The following is a 24,594-nucleotide window of genomic DNA, read 5'->3' on the forward strand; positions in this document are numbered from 1 at the left end:
CTCTATATAAAGTTAAAATAGGTTAACTTTGCAAAAATTAAAATAAAAGTATAAAGTATACATGCCAAAAATTAGATTAAACAAAGCGGTTAAGGAATTTAATATTTCGATGACAAGGCTCGTAGAATTTCTACATGCTAAGGGGATCGAAGTGGAAAGTAATCCGAACGCTCAATTGGAAGAATCGGCATATTCTGCATTAGAAGCTGAGTTCCGTAAAGACGGGGAACAAAGAAAAGCTTCTCATGAGGTAGTGATTGCAAAGGTTCCAGAAGAAAAGCTGGAAATAGAGCCATCGCAACCTGAGGTAATAAGAGCCAGATCAAGTCAAAAACCTGAAACAAGAATTTTAGGGAAGATCGACTTAGATCCAAAGAAACCTGAAGTAAAAGCAGAGCAACCAGCCGCGCCAGCTCCAGAGCCAAAACCAGTCGTTGAAGAAACGCCCGTAGCTGAGAAAGCGCCAGTTTCTGAAAAAGCACCTGTTTCTGAGAAACAGGAATTCAAAGTTTTGGATAAAATTGATTTGTCTAAAATAGAAGGCAATAAACCAAGATCTTCGAAAAAAGATCAACCGAAAAAACCGGAGGTTGTAGCAGAAAAAGCGCCTGAGCAAAAAGCACCGGAAACTCCTGTTGTTGCTACACCAGTAGAAACTCCAGCGCCAGTTGTAGAAGCTCCAGCAGCCGAAGCTCCTGAGTCAGATAAAATAGAAACGGTTTACAAACAGTTACAGGGTGTTAAGATCCTGAAACAAACGGTTGATTTATCACAGTTTAATAAACCAAAACCTTCCCCGAATTCAGCCGCTGCCAAGAAGAAAAGAAAGCGTATTGAAAAACCAAATCCAACAGGCACGAATACTCAAGGTGCTCAAGGAAACAGACCTCCGGGTCCTGGTCAAGGGAATCGTCCACCTGGACAAGGTCAAGGAAATCGCCCGCCTGGACAAGGTGGCGGAAACCGACCTGGTGGTGGATATCAAGGTGGTAACAGAGGCCCAGTAAGAAGAGGTCCTGTAATGCCAGTTGAATTAACTGACGAACAAGTTAAAAATCAAATTAAGGAAACTTTAGAAAAACTGACCAGCAAAGCCGGTAAAAATAAAGGAGCCAAATATAGAAAAGAGAAAAGAGTTTATAGAAGAGAACAGGATGAGCGTCAGGATGAAATCGATGCTGCTGACAGAACTCTGAAAATAACAGAATTTATTACGGTAGGTGAATTAGCTTCATTGATGAATGTGAGTCCAACCGAAGTAATATCTGCATGTTTCTCATTAGGAGTAATGGTAACGATGAATCAGCGTTTAGAAGCTGACACATTATTACTTGTTGCCGATGAATTCGGATATACCATTGAATTCTCTGATGCTGATGTTGAAGAATCAGCCTTAGAAGAAGATACCGATACTGCCGAGGATCTAGTATTCAGAGCGCCGATCGTAACCGTAATGGGTCACGTGGATCACGGTAAAACTTCATTGTTGGATTATGTTCGTAAAACCAATGTAATTGCCGGTGAATCTGGTGGAATTACACAGCATATTGGTGCTTACAACGTGAGACTGGAGAACGGTCAAAGAATTACTTTCTTAGATACACCAGGTCACGAAGCATTTACGGCGATGAGAGCCAGAGGTGCACAAATTACTGATATTGCAATTATTGTGATTGCAGCAGATGATGATGTGATGCCTCAAACCAAAGAAGCAATTTCTCACGCACAAGCGGGGGGAGGTCCAATGATTATTGCGATTAACAAAGTAGATAGACCAAACGCTAACCCAGATAATATTCGTCAACAACTTTCTGCAATGAATGTTTTGGTAGAAGAATGGGGTGGTAATGTACAGTCACAAGAAGTGTCTGCCAAGTTTGGTAATAATATGGATGCATTACTTGAAAAAGTATTGTTACAAGCTGAAATTTTAGAATTAAAAGCCAATCCAGATAAGAGTGCGAGTGGAGTTGTAATTGAAGCATCTCTAGATAAAGGTAGAGGTTATATCTCAACCATTCTTGTACAGGCTGGAACTCTTAAAGTTGGGGATTATGTACTTGCCGGAAAAAATCACGGTAAAGTTAAAGCGATCCTTGATGAAAGAGGGAAAACCATGGAGGAAGCTGGACCATCAATTCCGGTAACTATTTTAGGTTTAGATGGCGCACCAACTGCAGGTGATAAATTTAGAGTATTCGCGGACGAAAGAGAAGCGAAAACAATTGCAACCAAAAGAGAGCAGTTGCAACGTGAGCAATCAGTTAGAACTAAGAAACACGTTACCCTGGATGAACTGGGAAGACGTATCGCATTAGGAGACTTCAAAGAATTAAATATTATCCTGAAAGGTGATGTTGATGGTTCTGTAGAAGCACTTTCTGATCAGCTTCAAAGTTTATCTACGGAAGAGATCAGCGTGAAAATTATTCACCAAGGTGTTGGACAGATCACAGAGTCAGACGTATTGTTAGCCGCAGCATCAGATGCAATTATGATTGGATTCAACGTAAGAGCAGGTGTTAACGCGAAAGAATTGGCTGATAAAGAAGAAATCGAAATCAGAACCTATTCTATTATCTACAAAGCGATTGATGAAGTTAAAGAAGCGATGGAAGGTATGCTTTCGCCTGAGATCAAAGAACAGGTGATTGGTAACGTAGAAATCCGTGAAACTTTCAAAATTACGAAAGTAGGAACGATTGCAGGTTGTATGGTTCTTACCGGAAAAGTAACCCGTAATTCTAAAATTAGATTGCTGAGAGACGGAATTGTGAAATTCGAAGGAGAGCTTGAAAGTTTGAAACGTTTCAAAGATGATGTGAAGGAAGTGACCAAAGGTTACGAATGTGGACTGAATATCAAAGGATACAATGATATTGAAGTCGGCGACATCTTAGAGGTTTACGAAGAGATTTCAGTGAAGAAAAAGTTGAAGTAATTGTTTAAATATGATACAAAACCTGCTATTCTAGCAGGTTTTTTTGTGCGTTGTAATTCATACTTGTTCTAAATAGCTTTTTACGCACCACCTTTTCTGTAAAAAGAATATACTGAAACTACTAAAAATTCAATAGATGACCGAAAATGGGAAACATTTTTACATTATATGTTTTTAATTGTTATATAATTACCATTAATGCTCTCCATATTGAAAATATAACACATCACTGTATTGCCTATGTTAAATTTAATTAACATATTTGCGCTTTAAATATTAAAATGTGTTAATATGAATGTGAAATTAAGAATTTTAACCGCAGGTGTACTGTTCTTTACAGGACAAGCGGTAGTTGCGCAGCAGGATTCAACTAAAACTCAAAATATTGAGGAAGTTGTAGTTGTTGCCTACGGTGTTCAGAAGAAATCTACGTTGACAGGATCAAACGTTCAGATTGATTCTAAAAAAATCGAGGACAGACCGATTTCCAACGTGCTACAATCTTTAGATGGAGCTGGAGCAGGAATCCAGGTCGCTTCAGGGAGTGGACAGCCAGGAGATGGTATTTCTATCAGAATTAGAGGAGCAGGATCTTATTCAGTATCCAATGAGCCTTTAATTATTGTAGATGGAGTTCCTTTCCCAGGAAACTTAAACTCTATTAATCCAAATGATATTGAAAGCTTGAACGTATTGAAAGATGCAGCTTCAACTTCACTATACGGTTCATCTGCAGCCAACGGAGTTATTATGATTACGACTAAAAGAGGTAAAAAGAACTCTTCTAAAGTAACCTTCAACACCAGTACTGGTATCATCAGCAGATTCGTACAGGAGTATGACAGAGTTGGACCAGCTGATTACTACGTATTAGGATGGGAAGCAATGAGAAACGGAAGATTAGCAGTAGCTGGTCAGACATTAGCCACTGCAAATGCTTATGCTTCTGCTAACTTAATTTCAGGGAATCTTAAAACCAATGTATTTAATGTTCCAGATGCACAACTAGTGGTAGATGGAGTGTTTAATCCAAATGCTACTTTAAAGTATAACGATTTCAATTGGGCAGATCCTTTAATCGGAGTAGGAATCAGACAAGATCATAACTTAAGCTTTAGTGGTGGTAATGACAAAAGTACTTTCTTCTCATCTGTTAACTATTTGAAAGAAGAAGGTTATTTAATAAAATCAGATTTTGAAAGAATCGGTTTGCGTCTTAACGCTGATTCTCAAGTAAAAGAATGGTTAAAGTTAGGAGCAAGTTTAAACGCTTCTGTTAGTAGCGGATCGAACGCAGTTGATGGTGTTGACAGTAATGCTTCATTTATCAATCCTTACCGTTGGACCAGAACGATGGGACCTATTTACAGCCCGTACCAACATGATCCGGTAACTGGTGAAAGATTGTACGGACCAGATGGTGAAGTTTTATATGATGCTGGAGCCTTAAGAGGACCAGATGCTGCTTCAGGACGTAACGTAGTTTGGGAAACTTTATTGAATGATAATACAACCAATACTTATAATGCACAAGGAAATGTTTACGCAGAAGTTAAACTTTTGCCAGAACTAACCTTTAGAACAAACGGAGCTTATAATTACAGAGGAACGCTTAATAAAACCTATACCAACACTTTCATCGGTGATGCTATTGGTATTGGAGCTGCGGGAAGAACTGCTTATTTCAACCGTGATTATACTTTCAACCAGACTTTAACGTATGATAAAACTTTTGGTGATCATTCCGTTACCGTACTTGGAGGTCATGAAAACAGTGCCTTTTTACGTGATTATTTGTATGGTTACAAGAGAAATCAAAGTATCGCAGGATCTTATGAATTTGGTGCTTTTGTAGATAATACAACCAGCAACTCTCAATATGACAGCAGAACAAAAGAAAGCTGGTTTGGTAGAGTAAACTATAACTTCCAGGAGAAGTATTTATTAGAAGGTTCAATTCGTTGGGATGCGTCTTCAAGATTCGCAACCGATGTTAGATGGGCTTCATTCTGGTCTGCTGGTGCAGGTTGGGTAATGTCTAGAGAAAATTTCATCAGCAACGTGAAAGCGATCGACTTCTTAAAATTAAGAGGATCTTATGGTGAGGTAGGAAATGACAACCTTAATACTTGGTATGCTTACCAGTCTTTGTTTGGTTTAGGTTTTAACAATGGAACAGAGCCAGGAATTATTTTGAGCACTGTAGCAGATCCAAACATTTCCTGGGAAACTAAAGCACAAACAGATGTTGCTTTAGAATTCGAATTATTTAACAGAAGAGTTAGAGGTACTTTAGAATATTATAATTCTGAAACCAGAGATTTGCTATTCCCAATTCCAGCACCAGTGAGTGGAGGTATTGATGGAAACAGTATTCAAACCAATATTGGTAATTTGGTGAACAAAGGTTATGAAATTACCCTTAGCGCAGATGTGATCAAAAACCAAAATGTAAAATGGACTGTAAATGCTTACGGTACTGCTTACAAAAATGAGATCACTAAACTTCCACAGGATGAAATCATCAACGGTAGTAAAAAACTAATGGTTGGTAAAGATCTATATGCATTCTGGCTGAAAACCTGGTATGGTGTTGATCCTTCAGACGGAGCAGGATTGTATGTTTTAGATCAAGCGAAGTATCCTACCTTAACTGATGCTGATGTTAGAACAGTAAACGGGACTTTGGTTACGACGAAACAAGCGAAAGCATTGTATGAGTACCAAGGATCTGCGATTCCAGATTTCTTCGGTAACTTATCTACTACAATTAGTGTTAAGAACTTTGAGTTATCTGCAGCATTTAACTACCAATTTGGTGGGTTAATATACGATCTTAACTATGCTAACGTTATGAGTGCATACCCACAAGGTGGTGCTGCTCACGCAGATATGCTAGACAGATGGACCACTCCTGGACAAATAACTGATGTTCCTATTTTGAGTTCAGCAAGTTATACTGACGCTGGTGCAGGGTCATCCAGATGGTTGGTTGATGCAAGTTATGTAATGCTGAGAAACGCGACCTTCGGATATAACTTCAACAAAGATGTCGTGAAAAACGTTGGAATGAATAGTTTGAAAATATTTGTAAGTGGTGAAAACCTTTGGTTATCCAGCAAGAGAGCCGGTTTAGAGCCTTACCAATCATTTAATGGTACTGTAAGCAACAGATATTCTCCTTCCAGAATTATAACTTTTGGATTAAGTACAACTTTCTAAAAAATTGAACAATGAAATTTATTAATAAAAAAACAATCTTTCTTGCTGCTGCTTCAGTGGTATTAAGCATGGTTTCATCATGCGAAAGAGACTATCTGGAAACAGATCCAACTGATGCAGTAAGTGAGCAATTGGCCTCAGGTTCTATTGAGAATCTTACGACAATTATCAACGGTATGCACAGAAATATGCACCTGAGACAAAACTCTAGTCAAGGTCAAAACGGGAATATCGGTATCATGATTTATATGGACGTAATGGGTGAAGATTTAATTTTCCCTGCTACTGGTCCTAACTGGTATGTAAGCACCATCAGATGGCTGGATAATGCTAATGCAAATTCAGGAAACTTATTCTACCCGTATGATTTTTATTACGAGCAGATCAGAATGGCGAACATCGTTATTATCAACGCTCCTACCGTTCCGGGTGATCAGGCAGCTAAAGATAAAGTGATGGGTGAAGCCCACGCATTTAGAGCATTCTCTTACTACATGCTTACTCAAATCTATGCAAATAGATATGTTGCTGGTGGTAATAATGCACAATTAGGAGTGCCATTGAGATTAGATCTTACCTTTGATCCAATCCCAAGAGCTTCTGTTGAAGACGTATATACCTCTATTAACAATGATCTTACTGCTGCTTTCACTTTACTTTCGGGTAAAGCAAGATCTAACAAATCACATTTCAATGCAGATGTGGTAAAAGGATTGATGGCAAGAGTAGCTTTAACTCAAGGAAAATATCCTGAGGCAGCTACTTACGCTAAAGAAGCAAGAGCAGGTTTCGCGTTGATGAGTAACGCAACTTATAAAGCGGGATTCAATAATTATACAAACGGAGAATGGATGTGGGGTTACAAACCTCTTGATACCACCTCTGATTATTTTGGAAACTACATGGCTTATATGTCAAGAAACTATAACTCTTCACAAATTCGTCAGGCTCCAAAAGTGGTAAACAAGTTATTGTTTAATCAGTTCGCAGCAACAGATGTTAGAACTCAGGTAATCGATCCAACTGGACTTCATACTTCATTAAACTTACCTTCAACTTACTTAAGAGTTCCTTATACTTCTCAGAAATACCTTTCTGTAAATGGTGCTGGAACTGTCGATAACAGTGTAAGTTTAGGAGATATTCCTTTGATGAGATCTGCAGAAATGTATTTAATTGAAGCTGAAGCCTTAGCGAGAGCTAGTAGAGAAGCAGATTCGAAAATCGTTTTTGATCAATTCGAAAAGAATAGAAATCCTTCTTATGCTGGAGCTACCACTACTGGTCAAGCTTACATCAATGAGATCCTTAACAGTAGAAGATTAGAGCTTTGGGGCGAAGGTTTCAGATTCTTAGATCTAAAAAGACTTAATTTACCTTTAGATAGAACAGGAACTAATTTTGCTCCGGTTGTAATTAACAATTTAGTTACAGTACCTGCAGGAGACAAAAGATGGACTTGGTTGATTCCACAATCGGAAATTGATGCTTCAAAAGGTTTAGTTAAACAAAACGATCTTTAAGAAAGTCAAATGAAAGATCAATAAAATCTTTCTTATTAAATTTTTCAAAAGGAAACCGCCAGTAATGGCGGTTTCTTTTTCGTTTATGAAAGCGCTTAACAGACTGGTATACAGCCAATATTCTGATTTTTTAGTTTGATGTTCTTTAAACATTATTTATTTATATAAAAGAATCCTGCACAACTTTAACGTTTAGCTCTTTAATTTCCGCTTTGATAAAAATGCACGTTTTCTGTTGATTTATCGAAAAATTTAAAGATGTTTTGTTGTTAATTGTAGTGTGATAAGCTTAAAAAAATGATTTTGATACAATGATTGATTTCCTCTATATTACTGTTTAACATGCAGTTAACTTGTTTATATTAAATATAATTAACATATTTGCATCTTAAATATTAAAAAGTGTTAATATGAATGTGAAATTACGTGTAGTAAGTATGGCGGCAGTTTTTTTTACTGGTTCCCTATTATTTGCACAAAGCAAAGGTGACTCTCTGTCAACTCAGGATATCGATGAAGTGATTGTCGTTGGGTACAGTAAAGTCAAAAAAGAGTCTTATACAGGTACTGCTTCTGCAGTTGATCAGACTTCGGTGGATAGGAAAAGTGTTTCTACTGTAACTCAGGCTCTTTCTGGAGAGGTTGCAGGGGTTCGCGTAATTAATAGTTCAGGGCAGCCAGGAACTGAAGCAACCATTAGAATTAGAGGTTTCGGATCCGTTAACGGTAACCGTAGCCCACTTTATGTGTTAGATGGTGCACCTTATACAGGGAATGTTTCAGCAATTAATCCTGATGACATCGAAAGTATGACTGTGTTGAAAGATGCAACTGCCACAGCGATCTACGGAAGTAGAGGAGCGAATGGAGTTATCTTGATCAACACCAAAAAAGGAAAATCAAACAGAGCCCAAATTCAATTGGAATCTAAAGTTGGTTTTAACTTTAACTTACTTCCGAGATATGATGTGATTGAATCACCTGAGCAATACATCGGTTTAAGTTGGGAAGCGCTTTATAATCAAGGTAAACTTAATGGTAATGCTGATCCTATCAAATATGCTAATGACCGATTGTTTTCCAATTCAGGTATTCGCCCGCAGTACAACATGTGGGGAGTATCGGCGTCACAGCTAATTGATCCTACAACAAAGCAGGTTAGACCAGGAGTTAGTAGAGTATACAATCCTGAGAATTGGGAAGATTATGCTTTCCAAACTTCTATCAGAACTGAGAATAATTTAAGTCTTTCTGGAGGTTCAGATAAAACAACTTATTATGCAGGTATTGGTTACTTGAAGGATGAAGGATATTCAATCAACAGTGAATATGAGAGATATACGGGTCGTCTTAATTTATCTCATCAAGCCAAAGACTGGTTAAGAGGAGATTTTAATTTTGGATATGCTTTCTCTAAATCTAAAAATAACGGCCAGTCTGAAGATTCAGGAAGTATTTTCTGGTTCGTAGATAATATTCCGTCTATTTATCCATTATTCTTAAGAAACGCTGCTGGAAATACTGTGGCAGATCCACATTATGGTGGTGCACAATATGATTATGGTGTAGGTCGTGGCTTTGGTGCTTTAACCAATGCTATTGCTGATGCTACTATCGATAAGGACAGAAGTTACAAGCATGAGATGAATTCCAATTTTTTCTTAGAAGCTACCATTGCACCTTGGTTAAAATTTGAAACTAGATTAGCTGGTCAGTATTATAATAATAGTAGAGATTTACTTAATAATCCTTTCTATGGATCTTCTGCCAGTCAGGGTGGTAGTATTTTCAAATCTAAAACTGAGTTATTTTCGTGGAATTTCTTACAATTGGTAAGGTTTAATAAAGAATTTGGTAGTCATAGCATCGAAGCTTTAGCAGCTCACGAAAGTAATTACTATCAACTGAAATATCTTTCTGGTTCTCGTTCAGGATTAATTGATCCGGATATCGCTGAATTTAATAATGCAACTGTACAAAATGGGACAAGTTCATTTATTCAGGATTATGCGTTAGAAAGTTTCTTTGGACAGGTGACTTATGATTTCGATAATAAATATTTCCTTTCATTAACTGGAAGAAGAGACGGTTCATCTCGATTCTTAAATGACAAATGGGATAATTTTTATTCTGCCGGTATTGGTTGGTTAGTGTCAAAAGAAAATTTCTTGATGGATAACAGTATCATTAAGACTTTAAAATTGAAAACAAGCTACGGAACAGTAGGTGATCAGGCAGGAGTTGGTTTTTATCCAGGATACAATGTGTATAATCCAGGAAACTTCATGGGTGATATTGCAACTCGATTTGACAGAGCAGGTTACCCTGATTTGACTTGGGAGCGCGCAAATGTGTTTCAGGCTGGTGTTGAATTCACGTTGTTGAAAAACAGAGCAATTACAGGTACCGTTGATTTCTATAATAAGAAAACTGATAACTTGATTTTTGATACCAGAATTGCACCTTCCACAGGAAATGCTATCTCTAAGGTAAATAGTGGAGAATTGACCAATCAAGGTATTGAGTTCGCTTTAAATGCTGATATATTTAAAAAGCAGAATTTCAAACTAAGTGTTGGAGTAAATGGTGAAATGCTAAAAGTTAATTTAGACAAGATGCCATTCGATAATGCAACAGGAATGGATAAGATTATTGATGTTTCTGAGGCGAGTTTTGGTAGGTCAGCTGGAAGATCACTTTATGATTTTTACATGAGAGAATACGCTGGTGTTAATTCACAAACTGGTGCCGCACAATGGTTTGTAAATTATGTAGATAATAACAACAATGGTGCTTTCGATGTTGGTGAGCAAATCGCTTCTTTACATGAATACCAGGTAAACAATCCAGGGGCAAATATTCAGCAAGGAGTAACTGAAGTTTATTCACAAGCTACACAGAGATATTTAGACAAAACAGCAGTACCAGACGTTCGTGGAGCGTTCAATTTAAATGCAGAATTTAAAGGTTTCTTCGTAGGTGCGCAGATGCTTTACTCTCTGGGAGGATACTCTTATGATGGAGCTTATGCAAACTTAATGAATAACGGACAAGTTGGTGGTAATAACTGGCATACCGACATCTTAGATAGATGGCAGAATCCAGGAGATATCACAAATGTTCCAAGACTTTCTTCGAATAGAGCTGGTGATACTAATTACGCCTCATTATCTTCAAGGTTTTTAACAAAAGCAGATTACTTAGTTCTTAATAACGTTACTGTAGGGTACAATGTTCCAAAACAGTTTTTAGAGAACATGGCAATAAACTCTCTTCAATTGAGTGTTTCCGGAGATAATTTATGGATTAATTCCAAAAGAAAAGGATTCAATCCTTCAACTTCAGAAACGGGATCTTCAAACATCTACAGATATTCGCCACTTTCGACGATAACTTTTGGAGCTAAATTTAATTTTTAAAATAAAAAAAATGAAAAAAATATCAATTTTTTCTCTAATGATTTTGTTGCTCGCAGTAACAGGAGCTTGCCGAGAAGAATTTTTACAAACAGAACCCACAGAGACCGTATCGAGTCCTTCTGCAGAATTTAAGCTGAATGGTCTTTACTTACTGATGGTTGAAACTGCTACCGGAGGAACTACCGGTCATGATGACTTTGGTCAGAAGGGATATGATATCTACACAGATTTACTTTCTTCAGATATGGTTTTAGGAGGAACTACTTATGGTTGGTATTCAAATATCGCTAACTATTCAGCTCCAGTAGATTTTACTACAAACCCGAACTATATCCCTTGGAGATATTATTATAAATTGATCAATGCAGCTAATGATGTTATTGAAGGACTGGGCGGAAACGATGCTCAGTTATCAGGAACTGATAAATATGCTATGGGTCAGGCAAAAGCAATTAGAGCATATGCGTATTATAATTTATTGCAGTTATATACTCCTAAATATGACGCTGCTGCTTTGTCTATTCCAATTTACAAAGAAGTAACAGCGCAATCAGGTCCTAAAGCACCTCAGTCAGAAGTTTATGACTTTATGATTGATGATCTTACTAAATCCATTGCATTGTTAGATGGTTTTACAAGAAAAAACAAAGGAATCGTTGACAAGAATGTTGCAAAAGGAATTTTGGCATATGTTTACGCTGCAAAGGGAGATTATCCTAAAGTGGTACAAGTAGCAGGTGATCTTGTGAGCACAAGTCCGTACCCGTTAACTACAAAAGCGCAAGCAACCGGAGGATTTAATAGATTGGAAACTGCAAGTTGGATGTGGGGATTTGATATAACCTTAGATAACGATCTTGACTTAATCAGCTGGTGGGGTCAAGTTGACATCTTTACCTATAGTTATGCTTGGGCAGGAGATCCAAAAGCGATGGATGAAAATCTATACAACAGTATTCGAGCTGATGATGTTAGAAAAACTCAATTTGATGGATCTTACGAAGGGGTTGAGTATTTACCAACCAACAAGTTCTTTGATCCAAATAGAGAGATTGGTGGCCAAAGAGTAATAGAAACCGACTACATCTATATGAGAATTGATGAGTTTCATATGCTATATGCAGAAGCACTTGCTAAAACAGGTCAGATAGGTTTAGCTAAAACAGTTTATAAAAACTTTTTATCTAACAGACTTACAGACACAAGCTATATTGATGGTCTATCTGAACCACAACTTATCGCTGATATCTACACTAACACCCGTATTGAATTCTGGGGAGAAGGTAAAACGTATTCAGCTTTAAAACGTAACAAGGCGACAGTAACAAGAGGAGCAAATCACTTGTTTTACGAAGGTCAATCATTTAATTATGACGATAATAGATTGTATTTGAAAATTCCACAAGCGGAAGTAATAGCAAATCCAAATTTGTAGAAATTAGATTTTAAGATTAAATTTCTTTTGATGAAGCCATCTCTTTTTGAGATGGCTTTTTCTTTAATTAAATGCTTTACTGAATTGGTTTTATTTTTTATTAATTCATAGGTCCTTAAAAAGGACCTAACCGGTTAGATTGCGTTTAACAAAACATTAACAAAGAGTTCAATTATCATTTCGCAAACAATATCACTCCATCGTAGTGGTTTCATTAACAAATTAAAAAAAACATTGTCATTATTTGAATAAAATTTGCATTTGTTAAAAAATATTAACATATTTGTCACATTAAATATATTAAAGTGTGTTAATATGAATGTAAAATTACGAGTTTTAACTGTTGGTGTATTGTTCTTCGCTGGACATACGGTAATGGCTCAAAAAGCAAAGAGAGATACGGCTGGAAAAGTCAAAGACATTCAGGAAGTGATTTTGGTTGGTGGGATCAAATTAGATCCAGCCCAAAAAGTCGGAGCTTATAATGTCGTTTCTAAAGCTAATTTCGAATCTACCCCATTTTCATCCGTTGATGATGTATTGAACGGTAGAGTTGCCGGCTTGAACTTCTCCTCTGCGAGTGGTGATCCCGGCTCTTCGAACATGATCACGATTAGAGGAGTAAGTTCCCTTATCGGAACTCCAAATCCTTTATACGTGATTGATGGAGTAGTAGTTGGTAAAGGTTCCGATAACGCGTCCATGATGGAATCGTGGAATCCGTTGGCTTCTATCGATCCCAACGCGATTGAATCGGTAACTGTTTTGAAAGATGCCTCATCTACGGCACTCTACGGTTCACGTGGTGCCAATGGAGTAATTATTATTACCACCAAAAAAGGGAAATACAATCAGAAAACCAGATTCGAATTCTCGACTGAAACCGGTGTTCAGGATAGAGCCTTCGATAAAATGGAGCTGATGAATGGTGAAGAGTATTTAAAATACGGAGGTATCCTAATGTGGAACTCTCAGGGAGGAAACGGGATTGCCCGAACATTTACCGATTTGGCGGAAGCTACTCAATACTATTATGATGAGTATATTCCCAATGACGAACCTATCAAAACTTCCCGCGACTTTACAGACTGGTCCAAAGAAGTGAACAGAACTTCTTCAGTAGTGAATACATACAACTTCGGAGCAAGTGGTGGTGGAGAAAATACTTCATTTAGAATTGGTGGATCTTACTACAACAATAGTCCTTTGGTAAAATCCTCGTCTTTCGACCGGTTGAGTTTGAATATGGCAATCGATCACAAAGCTTCTGAAAAATTGAAATTCGGATTGAATGTTAATTATTCCAATATCAAAAGAAATACCTATTTCGGTGGTCGGGCTTCGGCGAATCCAGTGACTTCTACGATTATGCTTTCGCCTTGGCGTTCAGTATATAAAAATGGCGTTTATAACCAAGATACTTGGCCTACAGACAGTAATGAACTGACTTCAGGATTTAACCCAGTTTCTATATTAGAAGAGACCGGTCAAAAATCGACCATCAATTCATTTATCGCTTCCGTTAATGCAGAATATCAGTTTGTTAAAAACTTTTACTTCACTTCATTATACGGTTTACAGGCTTCGTTTATGACTGAAAGACAGTTCGGTCTCGCAGGTCACCCTGTATTTATCGGAATGGAAGATGATAAAGGATTTTTCGGTGACGCCCGTTCAACAATCTTAGACTGGAACTGGGTAAACACCTTATCATACCGTAATGTTTTTGGTGGCAGACACAATCTTCAGGCGTATGCTGGTATGGAGTTTCAAGATCATACCTACAATAATCTGTACTCGTTCTCTCTTACGATGAATGATCCAAGACAGGATTTTCAGTTTGCTGATGAAGTATTGGTAGATAATTCTGATTACGCCTGGAGACAAATATCTTACTTCGGTAGATTAAATTACACCTTAGATAGTAAGTATACGCTTTCAGGACAAATCAGACGTGACGGGAACTCAACATTAGGCGATAAAAAATTCGGAAATTTCTGGTCCGTTGGTGGATCTTGGAATGTAATGAATGAAACTTTTGTTCCTAATGCTTTTTCTTCTTTAACATTAAGAGCGAGTTATGGAGTTCTAGGAAATATTCCTTACGCTGATCAGTGGGGATCTCAGTATGATGCTTTTGCAACATTGGGGTACAACTCTCAAATCGGTTATGGTGGACAGAATGGTTACGGTTTCATTTCAACTCCTGGTAACAGAAGTTTAGCCTGGGAACAATCCGGACATTTTGATGTTGGTGCCGACTTTGGATTCTTCAACGATCGTTTGAAATTCTCCATGGATTACTATGATAAACTGACAAAAGAAGCAATATTTTATGCCTTTCCTGCTGCAGAAACAGGAGGTCCAGGATCTTACTATGCGAATGTTGGAGATATCAGCAACCGTGGATTTGAAGTCGTGGTTGATGCAATCCCGGTTCAAACTGAAAACTTCAGATGGTCTATCAACGCAAACGGTTCTTACGGAAAATCAATCGTTCAAAAATTAAACGTTGATATTGCAACTTTTGGTGGTGACACTTCTGATGGAAGTAACGAGTTGGTAGCCTTGGCGCCAGGTCATTTATTGGGAGAATACTACACCTGGATCTGGGCTGGAGTAGCACAAGCCAATGATGCTGCCAATAATATTAAAGCTGGTGATGCATTGTGGTACACCGACGGAACGAGAACTGCCGTGACCAATGTGAAAACAAATGCTGAAAAAGCATGGTTAGGTAAAAACGCCTTCCCAACCTATAATGTCGGAATCACCAATGAATTCAAATATAAAAACACCACGTTAAGTTTCCTAATTGCAGGACAGTTTGATTTTTATGTTCAAAATGGAGTTCACTCTTACACGATCCATGACGGTCGTTTCCCGAACAGAAATCAAATTAAAGATGCATTGTACAATAGCTGGACCGATGCGCCAGGTGCAGAAAACTACAGTACAGACAATCCAAAAGCGTTGATCAACAACCCAAGCGAATCCAGATTAGAATCATCTCGTTTCTTGAACAAAGGAGATCATATCAGATTGAAAGAGATGAAATTAGCGTATTCTTTCGGAGATATTTTTAAAGAAGCTTCCGGAATCAATAATTTAACCATTTACGCTAGAGGAACCAATCTTTTAACTTACGTGTTTGATAAAGACTTAAACTATGATCCAGAGTCAACTTCCAATTCTTGGTCTTGGGTTGGTAAGGGAAGATATTGGTATTCTTCACCGGTGATCAGAACCATATCATTTGGTATTCAATTAGGTTTTTAACCGCAAAAAATAAATTAATATGAAAAAATATATTTTAATTATATCAACGTTAGCGCTACTAATCGCGGGAAATTCATGTAGCGAGCGAGACTTAGATTTATTTCCGCCAAGTTTAGATGAGATTGAGAACATCAATACAGAAGCTAAACTACAGCAGATTCTTAACGGTGGGTACTTATCAATTTCATCGACAAGTGTTTATGGCGTGAGAACGATGGTTTTGGGAGATATTATGGGAGATAAAATGTTTACCAACCAAAATCCCTCATTTTTAAATTCTTACAACTTTAATTTTAACTCGACGCAACAAAGTGATTTCAGTTCAATGTATGACGGTTTATATGGCGTTATTGCCAACTGTAACCTGGTGATCAATAACACTGTTGTGCCTAATAGTGCTGGTCTTACAAGAATAAAAGCAGAAGCAAGAATTCTTCGGGGACTGGCTTACTTTACTTTAGTGAATTATTATTCCGCTTCGCCAACTTCTGGTTTAAACCCAGAATATGGAGTTCCGTTGGTTACGACCAATTATGATGCGAGTATTCAACCAGCACGTGCCACAATTGCACAGGTTTACGATCAGATTATCGCTGACTTGAAAGATGGAATGATGAATGCAGAACTCTCTGGACCAAAAACTACGTTAGGCGTAAATGCAGCTAAATTATTATTATCAAAAGTATATCTGACTAGAAGAGCTGCCGGTGACGCACAATTAGCACTACAACTTTCGACAGAAGTTAGAGATTTTGCAGCAAGTGAAGGAGGAGCATTTGGAAGTGAAAATGCCGTTCTTGCTACAACTTACAATCAGTATTTTGCCGCGCAAAATGATGGCGTGTCTGAAGATCAGCCAGAAACAGTTTGGGAATTAGATTTGACTTCAGATACCAATAGAGTAAATGGAATTGGAGCCAATATTTCTTTGCCGGGATATTATTACCGATTAGATCCAAAAAAGGCATTCTTGTTTAACGAAACATTCTACAGCAGTTTTGCAGTAGGTGATGTGAGAAAAGGGCCTTCTGCGGCGGTTTCATCAGCTTTGTTAACTCAAGTAGGTACACCTGCGATTACGGTAGATTCGCCGAGAGGCTATTGGACCAACAAGTATCCACAAATTTCTTCAGAAGGTAGATATTATAGAAACATTAAAATTCTTAGATTCTCAGAAGCTTATTTGAATAGAATTGAAGCTTTATCTTTAACAGGACAAACTGCTCAAGCTCTTATAGAATTGAATGCATTTGCTACTTCCAGAAGTGGTGTTACGTACACTGGTACTAATTTGTTGGCAGATATTTTAGCAGAAAGAAGCAAGGAGTTTTACGGAGAAGGACAAAGATTCTTAGATCTTAAAAGATACAATCAGCCGCTTTCAAGACCTTCGAACTGTTCGGTTTGTGATCTTGCAGCCAATGACAAATTGTTTGTGTTGCCAGTTTCTCAGGGAGCTTTAAACTCTAATGAAAATTTAAAACAATATCCAGGATATAACTAAAATATCTTTAGGTTAGAATAGAAGGACTGTAATCATCAAAATTACAGTCCTTTTTTATTTCACCATATTTCATACATTTGTACACCAAACAAATCGAATGAGATTCATCCTTTTCTGCCTTTTTCTTTTTACTTATCACCTTAATGCACAGGTTGTCAATAAAACCGACTCTAACCGTGTAAAACCTGGCGATACTTTAGTTGTTGATTCTGGCTTCAAAGATTCCCTGAAAGTCTTTAAACCTACCATCTACGATTATACCTACAGAACCCAGTTTTCAGAGAAGAAAATTTTTGATACTGCCTTTACCAATGATAAAACTTTTATTTTTTCGCAATACAACAACCGTGATAATTTCGGAAAAGTTCAATTCGCTAATGTAGGCGCAGGATTCAATCCTTTGGTATTTGAAGTAGATCCTGAACAAAATCTTTCTTTGTTGCCAACCAATAAATCTTATCTTCTTAAAAGAATATCCGATGTTAAATACTACGATGTAAAAACACCAACCACGGCTTTTATTTATCATAATTCGGTGCGAAATGGTGCAGTGCTGCAATCGACGTACACGCAGAATATTGGTAAAGAATTCAACTTTGCTGTAGAATATACAGGACTTCGCTCTCAAGGTCATTATCTTAATTCCTTGGCGGCAAACAATGAGGTTTTGTTCTCCGGCCATTATCTTTCTAAAAACGGAAAATACGAAGCCTTCGCCCACTTTATCCATCAGAATGTGAACAATCAGGAAAATGGTGGGATAGCCGATTTGAATTTATTTCGCAATGGAGATTCTGATTTCAACAACCGGGAGAATTTAGAGGTTAATCTCAACAATTCTAATTCTCAGTTTGCATATCGACGGTACTATTTCTCTCATGAATTTAAACCTTTTACTTCTGAAAAGTTTCCGTTCAAAATTCGACATACCATTTTCCATCAGGGGAATAAATATTTCTATAATCAGCAATCACCAGAAAGGTACTATTTTACAGATCCTTTAGAATTGTATGATTATCCGTCGTCTTCAAAAAAATATTCTAAGAATTTAAGCAATACGGTAAGCATTCTTTTTGATAAAGAAAACTTCAAATTAGATGCAGGAGTTCGCCATCAAATGATCAAGTTAGGAGTTGGGACAGCTTTTCCAGCTTTTTTAAATTTCCCAGACGAACTTTCGGAAAATAGAATTGGTGCCGTCGGAAATCTGGTTATTAATCTTTGGGATAAAGTAGCTTTGAATTCAAATTTAGAATTCTCCAGCGGAAAAGAGTTCGGCAGTTTTATCCGTTCTCAGAACTTAATAAGATTTGAGCCGATCCCGGATTATTTTGTGAATGCAAAAGTTAATTTCCAATCCGCTTCACCCGGTTTTAATTTACTGATCAATCCGTCCGTTTATAAAAAATTCAATTATTATTTCGCTGATCCAAAAAACCAAAGCATTACCGAAATCGGTGGTGACGTTAATTTGAAATGGTTTAAAAGCAGCGTTTTTGCTAATTTTTTTAGAATCGACAATTACACTTATTTAGATGCGCAATCACTTCCACAACAGAGTTCATCTGCGGTCAATATTTCGCAGATCGGTGGTGAAGCCACTTTTTCTTACGGTAAATTTCATCTGAATCCGAAAGTGCTTTTTCAATCTGCCATCGGTAACAAAGATCTTTTGCCGATGCCTAATTTCGTAGGAAGAGCCAATGTTTTCTATCAAACCAAAGCATTTAAAAATGCTGCAGAAATTCAAACTGGAGTAAAAGCCTATTATTTTATAAAGTTTGCATCACGTGATTTCTCTCCTGTTTTAAATGAATTTATTTTACCAAATAATAATTCTTATTCCATCGGCGGACAACCAATTGTTGACGTTTATTTTAATCTGAAAGTAAAAAGAATGTTTTTCTTTATTGAAGCACAACATCTTAATACAACACTGATGAAAAATAATTCCTTTACTGCACCATATTATCCTTTGTATGATTTCCGATTAAATCTGGGAATTGTTTGGTACCTTTTTAGTTAAATTTGATTTTGTTGGTGAAATCTTAATCAAAGAAATAAAACTGCCATGAAAAAGCTTACCCCAAACTATGATGAAGGCATGTGGAAAGGTGCACCAGTCGGTTCTTTTCTAAAAGCCAAAGAATTGCGAAACAATGAAACGGACGCAGAGAAAATTTTGTGGGAAAAGCTAAGAAATAACCAAATTAAAGGCTTGAAATTTAGGAGACAACACCCAATAAATTTATATATTGTAGACTTCTATTGTCATAAATTAAAACTAATTATTGAACTTGATGGTGATTATCATGCGTTGAGGGAGCAGGTTTCGAAAGATATCGAAAGAACAGAAGCACTTTGCTTAATGGGCTTAGAGGTGATAAGATTTAAAAATGATGAAGTTCTGAATGATATTGATTCGGTGTTGTTGAGAATCACCAACTGGATCGAAAAAATTGAAATTCAAATTGCCCCAGCCCTAAAGGGAGTTGAATTTTCAATTTTTAAGCAAATCACAGTTTTGTACCGAATCAAAACATGGAACTGAAATCTGCTTTAGAAAATTTTCCGCCCTTTAGGGTCGGGGAAAGAAAATTTTCGGGGATTAAAAAAAATATAGAATACCATTTTATTAAAAAAAATTGAAAAAACTAACCAACATCCCTTTTGTAGAAATTGATAGCATTCCTTTGCTCATCAAGGATTTTCTGACTCAAAATATTCCTGGATTTGAATCTCAGTTCTTTAATGTTGAAAATATTGAACAGCAATTTCATTTAAAAGAACAATCTTTTTCTGCGGATTATAGAAAAGTCCTGTGTGAAGTTTTACAGGAACAGCATGCTGTTCTTCCTCAATCTGAACAACAGCAATCTAACTTAAGAAAGTTGGGGTCACAACAAACTTTTACGGTAACAACCGGACATCAGTTAAACCTTTTTACCGGACCTGTTTTCTTTATTTATAAAATTTTGCAGACTATTAAATTGGCCGAATTTTTAAACGGAAAATTTCCCTCAAAGAATTTTGTGCCTTTGTTTTGGCTGGCTTCAGAAGATCATGATTTTGAGGAGATCAATCATTTTAAGGCAGAAGATCATTATTATGAAACCAAAGCAAAATCGGGTGGAGCAGTTGGCAGAATAAAAGTAGAAGATGATTTCTTCATTTCTCAGTTTGAAGAAGAGTTCAAAGATTCTGTTTTTGGAACTGAACTTATCTTATTATTAAAGCGCGCTTACAAAAAAGGAAATACTTTAACCCAGGCGACCAGAATCATCGTGAACGAACTCTTTTCGAGCTATGGCTTATTGGTTCTCGATGGAGATGACGCCAGATTAAAAGCCGAAATGAAATCAGTTTTTGAAGACGAATTGATTAATCAGAATTTATTTGAAACAACACAGAAAACCGTTCAGTTTCTAACTGATAAATACGGAAAGGTTCAGGTAAATCCACGGGAAATTAATTTATTTTATCTTTCAGAAACCCGTGATAGAATCGCTTTTGAAGATGATCAATTCGTGATCGTTGATACTGATCGATCTTTTAGCAAAGAAGAGATCTTGACCGAACTCGACAGTCATCCGGAGCGGTTTAGTCCAAATGCGTTGATGCGTCCGGTTTATCAGGAAACGATTTTGCCCAACATCGCCTACCTTGGTGGTAATGCCGAAATCATGTATTGGCTGGAACTCAAGAATTATTTTCAAAAACTTAGTCTTCCATTCCCAATCTTGATCCCAAGGAATTCCATGTTGATGATTTCTGAAAAAACAGTTTCTAAAACGAAGAACTTAGGCTTGGAAATTAATGATTTCTTCAAAAATTTCGCAGTTGTTACGAATAATGTTCTGTTGAAAGAAAATGAAATTCTTCCTTTATTAAATCAACAGGAAACTCAATTGAAAGAACAATTCCAGGATTTAAAATCAAAAGCAGCATTGACCGAAAAAACCTTCGGCAATTTGGTTGAAGCAGAAGAAACTCGACAATTAAAATCATTTGACCGCATGAAAAAGAGATTACTGCGGGCCGAAAAAATAAAGCAAAGTGAAAAACTGGAAAGGCTGGAGAATCTGTTTCAAACGATTCATCCCGGAAATACCTGGCAAGAAAGAAACTATAATTTCTCCGTGTTTTATTCGGATCTGGGCCAAGACTGGCTTCATAGTTGTTATCAGGAAATAGAAGTTGAAAATTCAGAATTAATAATTTTTACTATTTAATTTTAAAGCAGTATTTTTGTAAATATTTATCGAAAAGATGATCAAAAAGTTTTTTATTATAGCTGGTCTAACAGCAATTGCAGGTTTGTCTGCCCAGAAAACGCATACCGTGGTAAAGGGCGATAATCCTTACAATATCGCTAAGAGGTACGGCATGACCGTTGATGATTTGGTGAAATTAAATCCCAATTCAAAAGATGGTAAAGTATCGATCGGCGATGTTTTGGTGATCAATAAGTCAGGGAGTTCGACTGCGTCCGTTCAGCCAAAAGCGACATCATCTTCTGCCAAATTGGGTAAGATTATTCTTCTACCCAAACAGACGATTTACGGAATTACCAAGCAATATCAGATTACTGAAGCTGATTTGCGAGCCTTAAATCCCAACTTAGATTCTAATATGAAAATTGGTGACGAAGTAACTTTGCCTTTAAATAATATTCAAAAATTTGGTGGTGCTCAGCAAGAAGTTGTTGTCACGAATAAACCAGTAGAAGTCAACACTCCAACCGAAACTGTTACACCAGCAGACCGTACGAATATTGCAATAACTATTGCAGATGAAAATTCATACACGGTTCAGGCGAAAGACAATTACTATAAATTATCCCGCAAATTTAATCTGAATCAGAAAGAACTTTTTGCACTCAACCCAGGTTTAGAGGAAAAAGGTTTACAGCCTGGAGATATTATTACTGTGAAAGGCATAGCCTCTTCAGAACCGGTGAAATCTCAACCAACTTCTACGACCGTATCACAAACTACATCGACACCAACTTATTCTACAACATCTGTTGGAGATGATTATGTGACTTATACCGTTCAGGAAGGTGATACTGTTTTTGGACTTTTAAATAGATTTGGAATTACCTTAGATGGTTTACTTTCCTTAAATCCGAATCTTTCTCAAGGTTTAAAAGCCGGAATGGTTTTAAAAATTAAAAAATTAGATTCTGCTTATGTGAAGAAATCTGGCGATGCTTTAAACGTTGTTTTAATGCTTCCGTTTGGTTTTGACAGTGGTGATTCTAAATACCGAAACTTATCCCTTGATTTCTTAGCTGGAGCAAAACTGGCTATCGAAAGAAATGCAAAAAAAGGACAAAGTCTTGATGTCAAAGTAATTGATGCTGGAAACGAAAAGAGTTTCAAGAATTCTTTAACCCAAATCAATCAGGACAATACTGATTTGATCGTTGGGCCATTCTTTAAATCAAGTGTTTTAGAAGTGTTGGATTATGTGAAAGCGAGTAAAATTCCTGTAGTTGCACCGTTCGCAAACTCTGATGATTTGTTAGGTCACCAAAATTTAATTATTATTGAAACCAATGATTACATTTATGCGGATCGTATTGTAAAAGAAGTAAAAGACGCCTTCTCTGATCAAAAGATTTATATAGTAGCTGATGCTGACCAAACTTATGCGAAGTATTTAGAAACTAATTTAAAAAAGAATTTGAAGAATGCTAATGTGCTGGTGGTAAAATCTGCTGCCGACATTCAGCCTGATCAAAATATGATGACCGGTAAACCTGCGGCAGTAATCGCAATCTTAGCGAATAAAAGCGACGATGTTGGAGATTCTTTTGGCAATAGAATGATTGCGCTTTCAAAAGAAGTTGATGGATTGAAATCTTTCAGCATGTATTATTCACCGATTTTTGAGAAAAAGGTGGATGAGCTAAGCCAAAGCAATTTGGTTTATTTAATGGACCGAAAAATAGATACTGAAGGAAGTTTTGAAAAAGAAATTTTAGCAGATTATCAGAAAAAATATTGTAAAACACCTTCTAAATATGCGGTCATTGGTTTTGATGTCATGAATGATATGTTGAGCCGTGAGAATAAAAAAGGAGAAATTTTCAAACAGATGACCAAAGTGCAAACTCAGTTGGCTACTAAATTCGAATTTGAAAAAACAAAAACGGGAGCTTACGTTAACAAAGGATACCGAGTGGTACGTTTGATTCCTAACTAAATAAAAAAAACACTGGCTTAAAATATTGCGTTTTAAGCCAATTTATCTTTAAATAACTTTATGAAAGCACTTGTATTTCCTGGGCAAGGTTCACAATATGTCGGGATGGGAAAAGAACTCTATGATTCCCGCAAAGACATCAAAGATTTAATGGACTCGGCCAATCATATTTTAGGTTTTGATATCCTCTCGATTATGTTCAAAGGTTCGGAGGATGATTTAAAGAAAACCGAAGTAACGCAGCCCGCTATATTTATCTATTCTGTTGCAGCTCTGAAAATGGCTTTGAACGGCGTAGCTCCTGAAATGGTTGCAGGACATTCTTTAGGCGAATTTTCAGCTTTGGTAGCGAATGGTGTTTTAAGTTTTGAAGATGGTTTAAAATTAGTTTCTACGCGTGCAAAAGCAATGCAGGAAGCTTGCAATGCCAACCCAAGTTCGATGGCTGCAATCCTTGGTCTTGCTGATGATGTGGTAGAAAGAATCTGTGAAGAAACTCCCGGAATCGTAGTTCCTGCCAATTACAACTGTCCTGGACAATTGGTGATTTCTGGTGAAACTGCCGCGGTTGAATTGGCTTGTCAAAACATGAAAGATGCTGGAGCCAAACGAGCTTTAATGCTTCCTGTAAATGGTGCTTTTCACTCTCCGTTGATGATGCCTGCACAAGAAAAATTAGCAGAAGCGATTCACAACACGAAGTTTTACAAACCTACCATGCCGGTTTACCAAAATATTACGACAACAGCTGTCTTCGATCCGGAAGATATTAAACTCAATCTTATTGCACAATTAACTGGTCCGGTAAAATGGACTCAATCGGTGCAGAATATGATTCTGAAAGGTGCAACTTCATTCGTTGAAGTTGGTCCTGGAAAAACGTTGCAAGGTTTGATTAAAAAAATTAATAATACGGTAGAAGTTTCTTCTGCAATATAAAAATACAAGAGTATGATTTTTTCCCATGGAAAATTATTGCTCACGTCTGAATATGTCGTCCTCGATGGCGCCTTGGCTCTTGCTCTACCAACAAAATGGGGGCAAGAGTTTTTTGTTTCAGA

The 24,594-nt window shown here is 37.0% G+C and carries 12 protein-coding genes; all 12 read left to right on the forward strand.

Features of this window, described 5'->3' with window-relative positions; translation table 11 throughout:
* Nucleotides 1–61 precede the first annotated feature (61 nt).
* A complete protein-coding gene (gene infB / locus ACEYOS_RS01435) occupies nt 62–2,941 on the forward strand; it encodes a translation initiation factor IF-2 (RefSeq protein ID WP_373797480.1) in 2,880 nt (959 codons plus the stop codon).
* Nucleotides 2,942–3,232: 291 nt separating this feature from the next.
* Complete coding sequence (locus ACEYOS_RS01440; RefSeq protein ID WP_373707361.1) at nt 3,233–6,163, forward strand: SusC/RagA family TonB-linked outer membrane protein; 2,931 nt, start codon at nt 3,233–3,235, stop codon at nt 6,161–6,163.
* 11 nt (nt 6,164–6,174) lie between these two features.
* Nucleotides 6,175–7,686: a RagB/SusD family nutrient uptake outer membrane protein gene (locus ACEYOS_RS01445; RefSeq protein ID WP_373707362.1), complete on the forward strand. Its 1,512-nt coding sequence runs from the start codon at nt 6,175–6,177 to the stop codon at nt 7,684–7,686.
* Between the two features lie 410 nt (nt 7,687–8,096).
* Complete coding sequence (locus ACEYOS_RS01450; RefSeq protein WP_373707363.1) at nt 8,097–11,105, forward strand: SusC/RagA family TonB-linked outer membrane protein; 3,009 nt, start codon at nt 8,097–8,099, stop codon at nt 11,103–11,105.
* 10 nt (nt 11,106–11,115) lie between these two features.
* Nucleotides 11,116–12,540, forward strand: a complete 1,425-nt coding sequence (locus tag ACEYOS_RS01455; RefSeq protein WP_373707364.1) for a RagB/SusD family nutrient uptake outer membrane protein — start codon at nt 11,116–11,118, stop codon at nt 12,538–12,540.
* Between the two features lie 315 nt (nt 12,541–12,855).
* On the forward strand, nt 12,856–15,819 hold the full coding sequence (locus ACEYOS_RS01460; RefSeq protein ID WP_373707365.1) for a SusC/RagA family TonB-linked outer membrane protein: 2,964 nt from the start codon (nt 12,856–12,858) through the stop codon (nt 15,817–15,819).
* A gap of 19 nt (nt 15,820–15,838) precedes the next feature.
* Nucleotides 15,839–17,323 (forward strand): RagB/SusD family nutrient uptake outer membrane protein, encoded by a 1,485-nt coding sequence (locus ACEYOS_RS01465; RefSeq protein WP_373707366.1) that lies wholly within the window; start codon nt 15,839–15,841, stop codon nt 17,321–17,323.
* A 97-nt stretch (nt 17,324–17,420) separates the two neighbouring features.
* On the forward strand, nt 17,421–19,349 hold the full coding sequence (locus ACEYOS_RS01470; RefSeq protein ID WP_373707367.1) for a putative porin: 1,929 nt from the start codon (nt 17,421–17,423) through the stop codon (nt 19,347–19,349).
* 45 nt (nt 19,350–19,394) lie between these two features.
* Nucleotides 19,395–19,874, forward strand: a complete 480-nt coding sequence (locus ACEYOS_RS01475; RefSeq protein ID WP_373707368.1) for an endonuclease domain-containing protein — start codon at nt 19,395–19,397, stop codon at nt 19,872–19,874.
* 94 nt (nt 19,875–19,968) lie between these two features.
* Nucleotides 19,969–21,555: a bacillithiol biosynthesis cysteine-adding enzyme BshC gene (gene bshC / locus ACEYOS_RS01480; RefSeq protein ID WP_373707369.1), complete on the forward strand. Its 1,587-nt coding sequence runs from the start codon at nt 19,969–19,971 to the stop codon at nt 21,553–21,555.
* A gap of 37 nt (nt 21,556–21,592) precedes the next feature.
* Nucleotides 21,593–23,533, forward strand: coding sequence for a LysM peptidoglycan-binding domain-containing protein (locus ACEYOS_RS01485; RefSeq protein WP_373707370.1), 1,941 nt, complete (start codon nt 21,593–21,595; stop codon nt 23,531–23,533).
* Nucleotides 23,534–23,593: 60 nt separating this feature from the next.
* Entirely contained in the window at nt 23,594–24,472 is an 879-nt protein-coding gene (gene fabD / locus ACEYOS_RS01490; protein WP_373707371.1) for an ACP S-malonyltransferase, read from the forward strand.
* Nucleotides 24,473–24,594 lie beyond the last annotated feature (122 nt).

The organism is Kaistella sp. (assembly GCF_041824135.1).
In the GTDB taxonomy this organism is placed as follows: domain Bacteria; phylum Bacteroidota; class Bacteroidia; order Flavobacteriales; family Weeksellaceae; genus Kaistella.

Bases quoted from the DNA above. Each gene is read 5' to 3' on its own strand.
- ACEYOS_RS01460 (WP_373707365.1), top strand. From the start codon at position 12,856: ATGAATGTAAAATTACGAGTTTTAACTGTTGGTGTATTGTTCTTCGCT.
- ACEYOS_RS01470 (WP_373707367.1), top strand. From the start codon at position 17,421: ATGAGATTCATCCTTTTCTGCCTTTTTCTTTTTACTTATCACCTTAAT.
- ACEYOS_RS01450 (WP_373707363.1), top strand. From the start codon at position 8,097: ATGAATGTGAAATTACGTGTAGTAAGTATGGCGGCAGTTTTTTTTACT.
- ACEYOS_RS01485 (WP_373707370.1), top strand. From the start codon at position 21,593: ATGATCAAAAAGTTTTTTATTATAGCTGGTCTAACAGCAATTGCAGGT.
- ACEYOS_RS01445 (WP_373707362.1), top strand. From the start codon at position 6,175: ATGAAATTTATTAATAAAAAAACAATCTTTCTTGCTGCTGCTTCAGTG.
- fabD (WP_373707371.1), top strand. From the start codon at position 23,594: ATGAAAGCACTTGTATTTCCTGGGCAAGGTTCACAATATGTCGGGATG.
- ACEYOS_RS01475 (WP_373707368.1), top strand. From the start codon at position 19,395: ATGAAAAAGCTTACCCCAAACTATGATGAAGGCATGTGGAAAGGTGCA.
- ACEYOS_RS01440 (WP_373707361.1), top strand. From the start codon at position 3,233: ATGAATGTGAAATTAAGAATTTTAACCGCAGGTGTACTGTTCTTTACA.
- infB (WP_373797480.1), top strand. From the start codon at position 62: ATGCCAAAAATTAGATTAAACAAAGCGGTTAAGGAATTTAATATTTCG.
- ACEYOS_RS01465 (WP_373707366.1), top strand. From the start codon at position 15,839: ATGAAAAAATATATTTTAATTATATCAACGTTAGCGCTACTAATCGCG.
- ACEYOS_RS01455 (WP_373707364.1), top strand. From the start codon at position 11,116: ATGAAAAAAATATCAATTTTTTCTCTAATGATTTTGTTGCTCGCAGTA.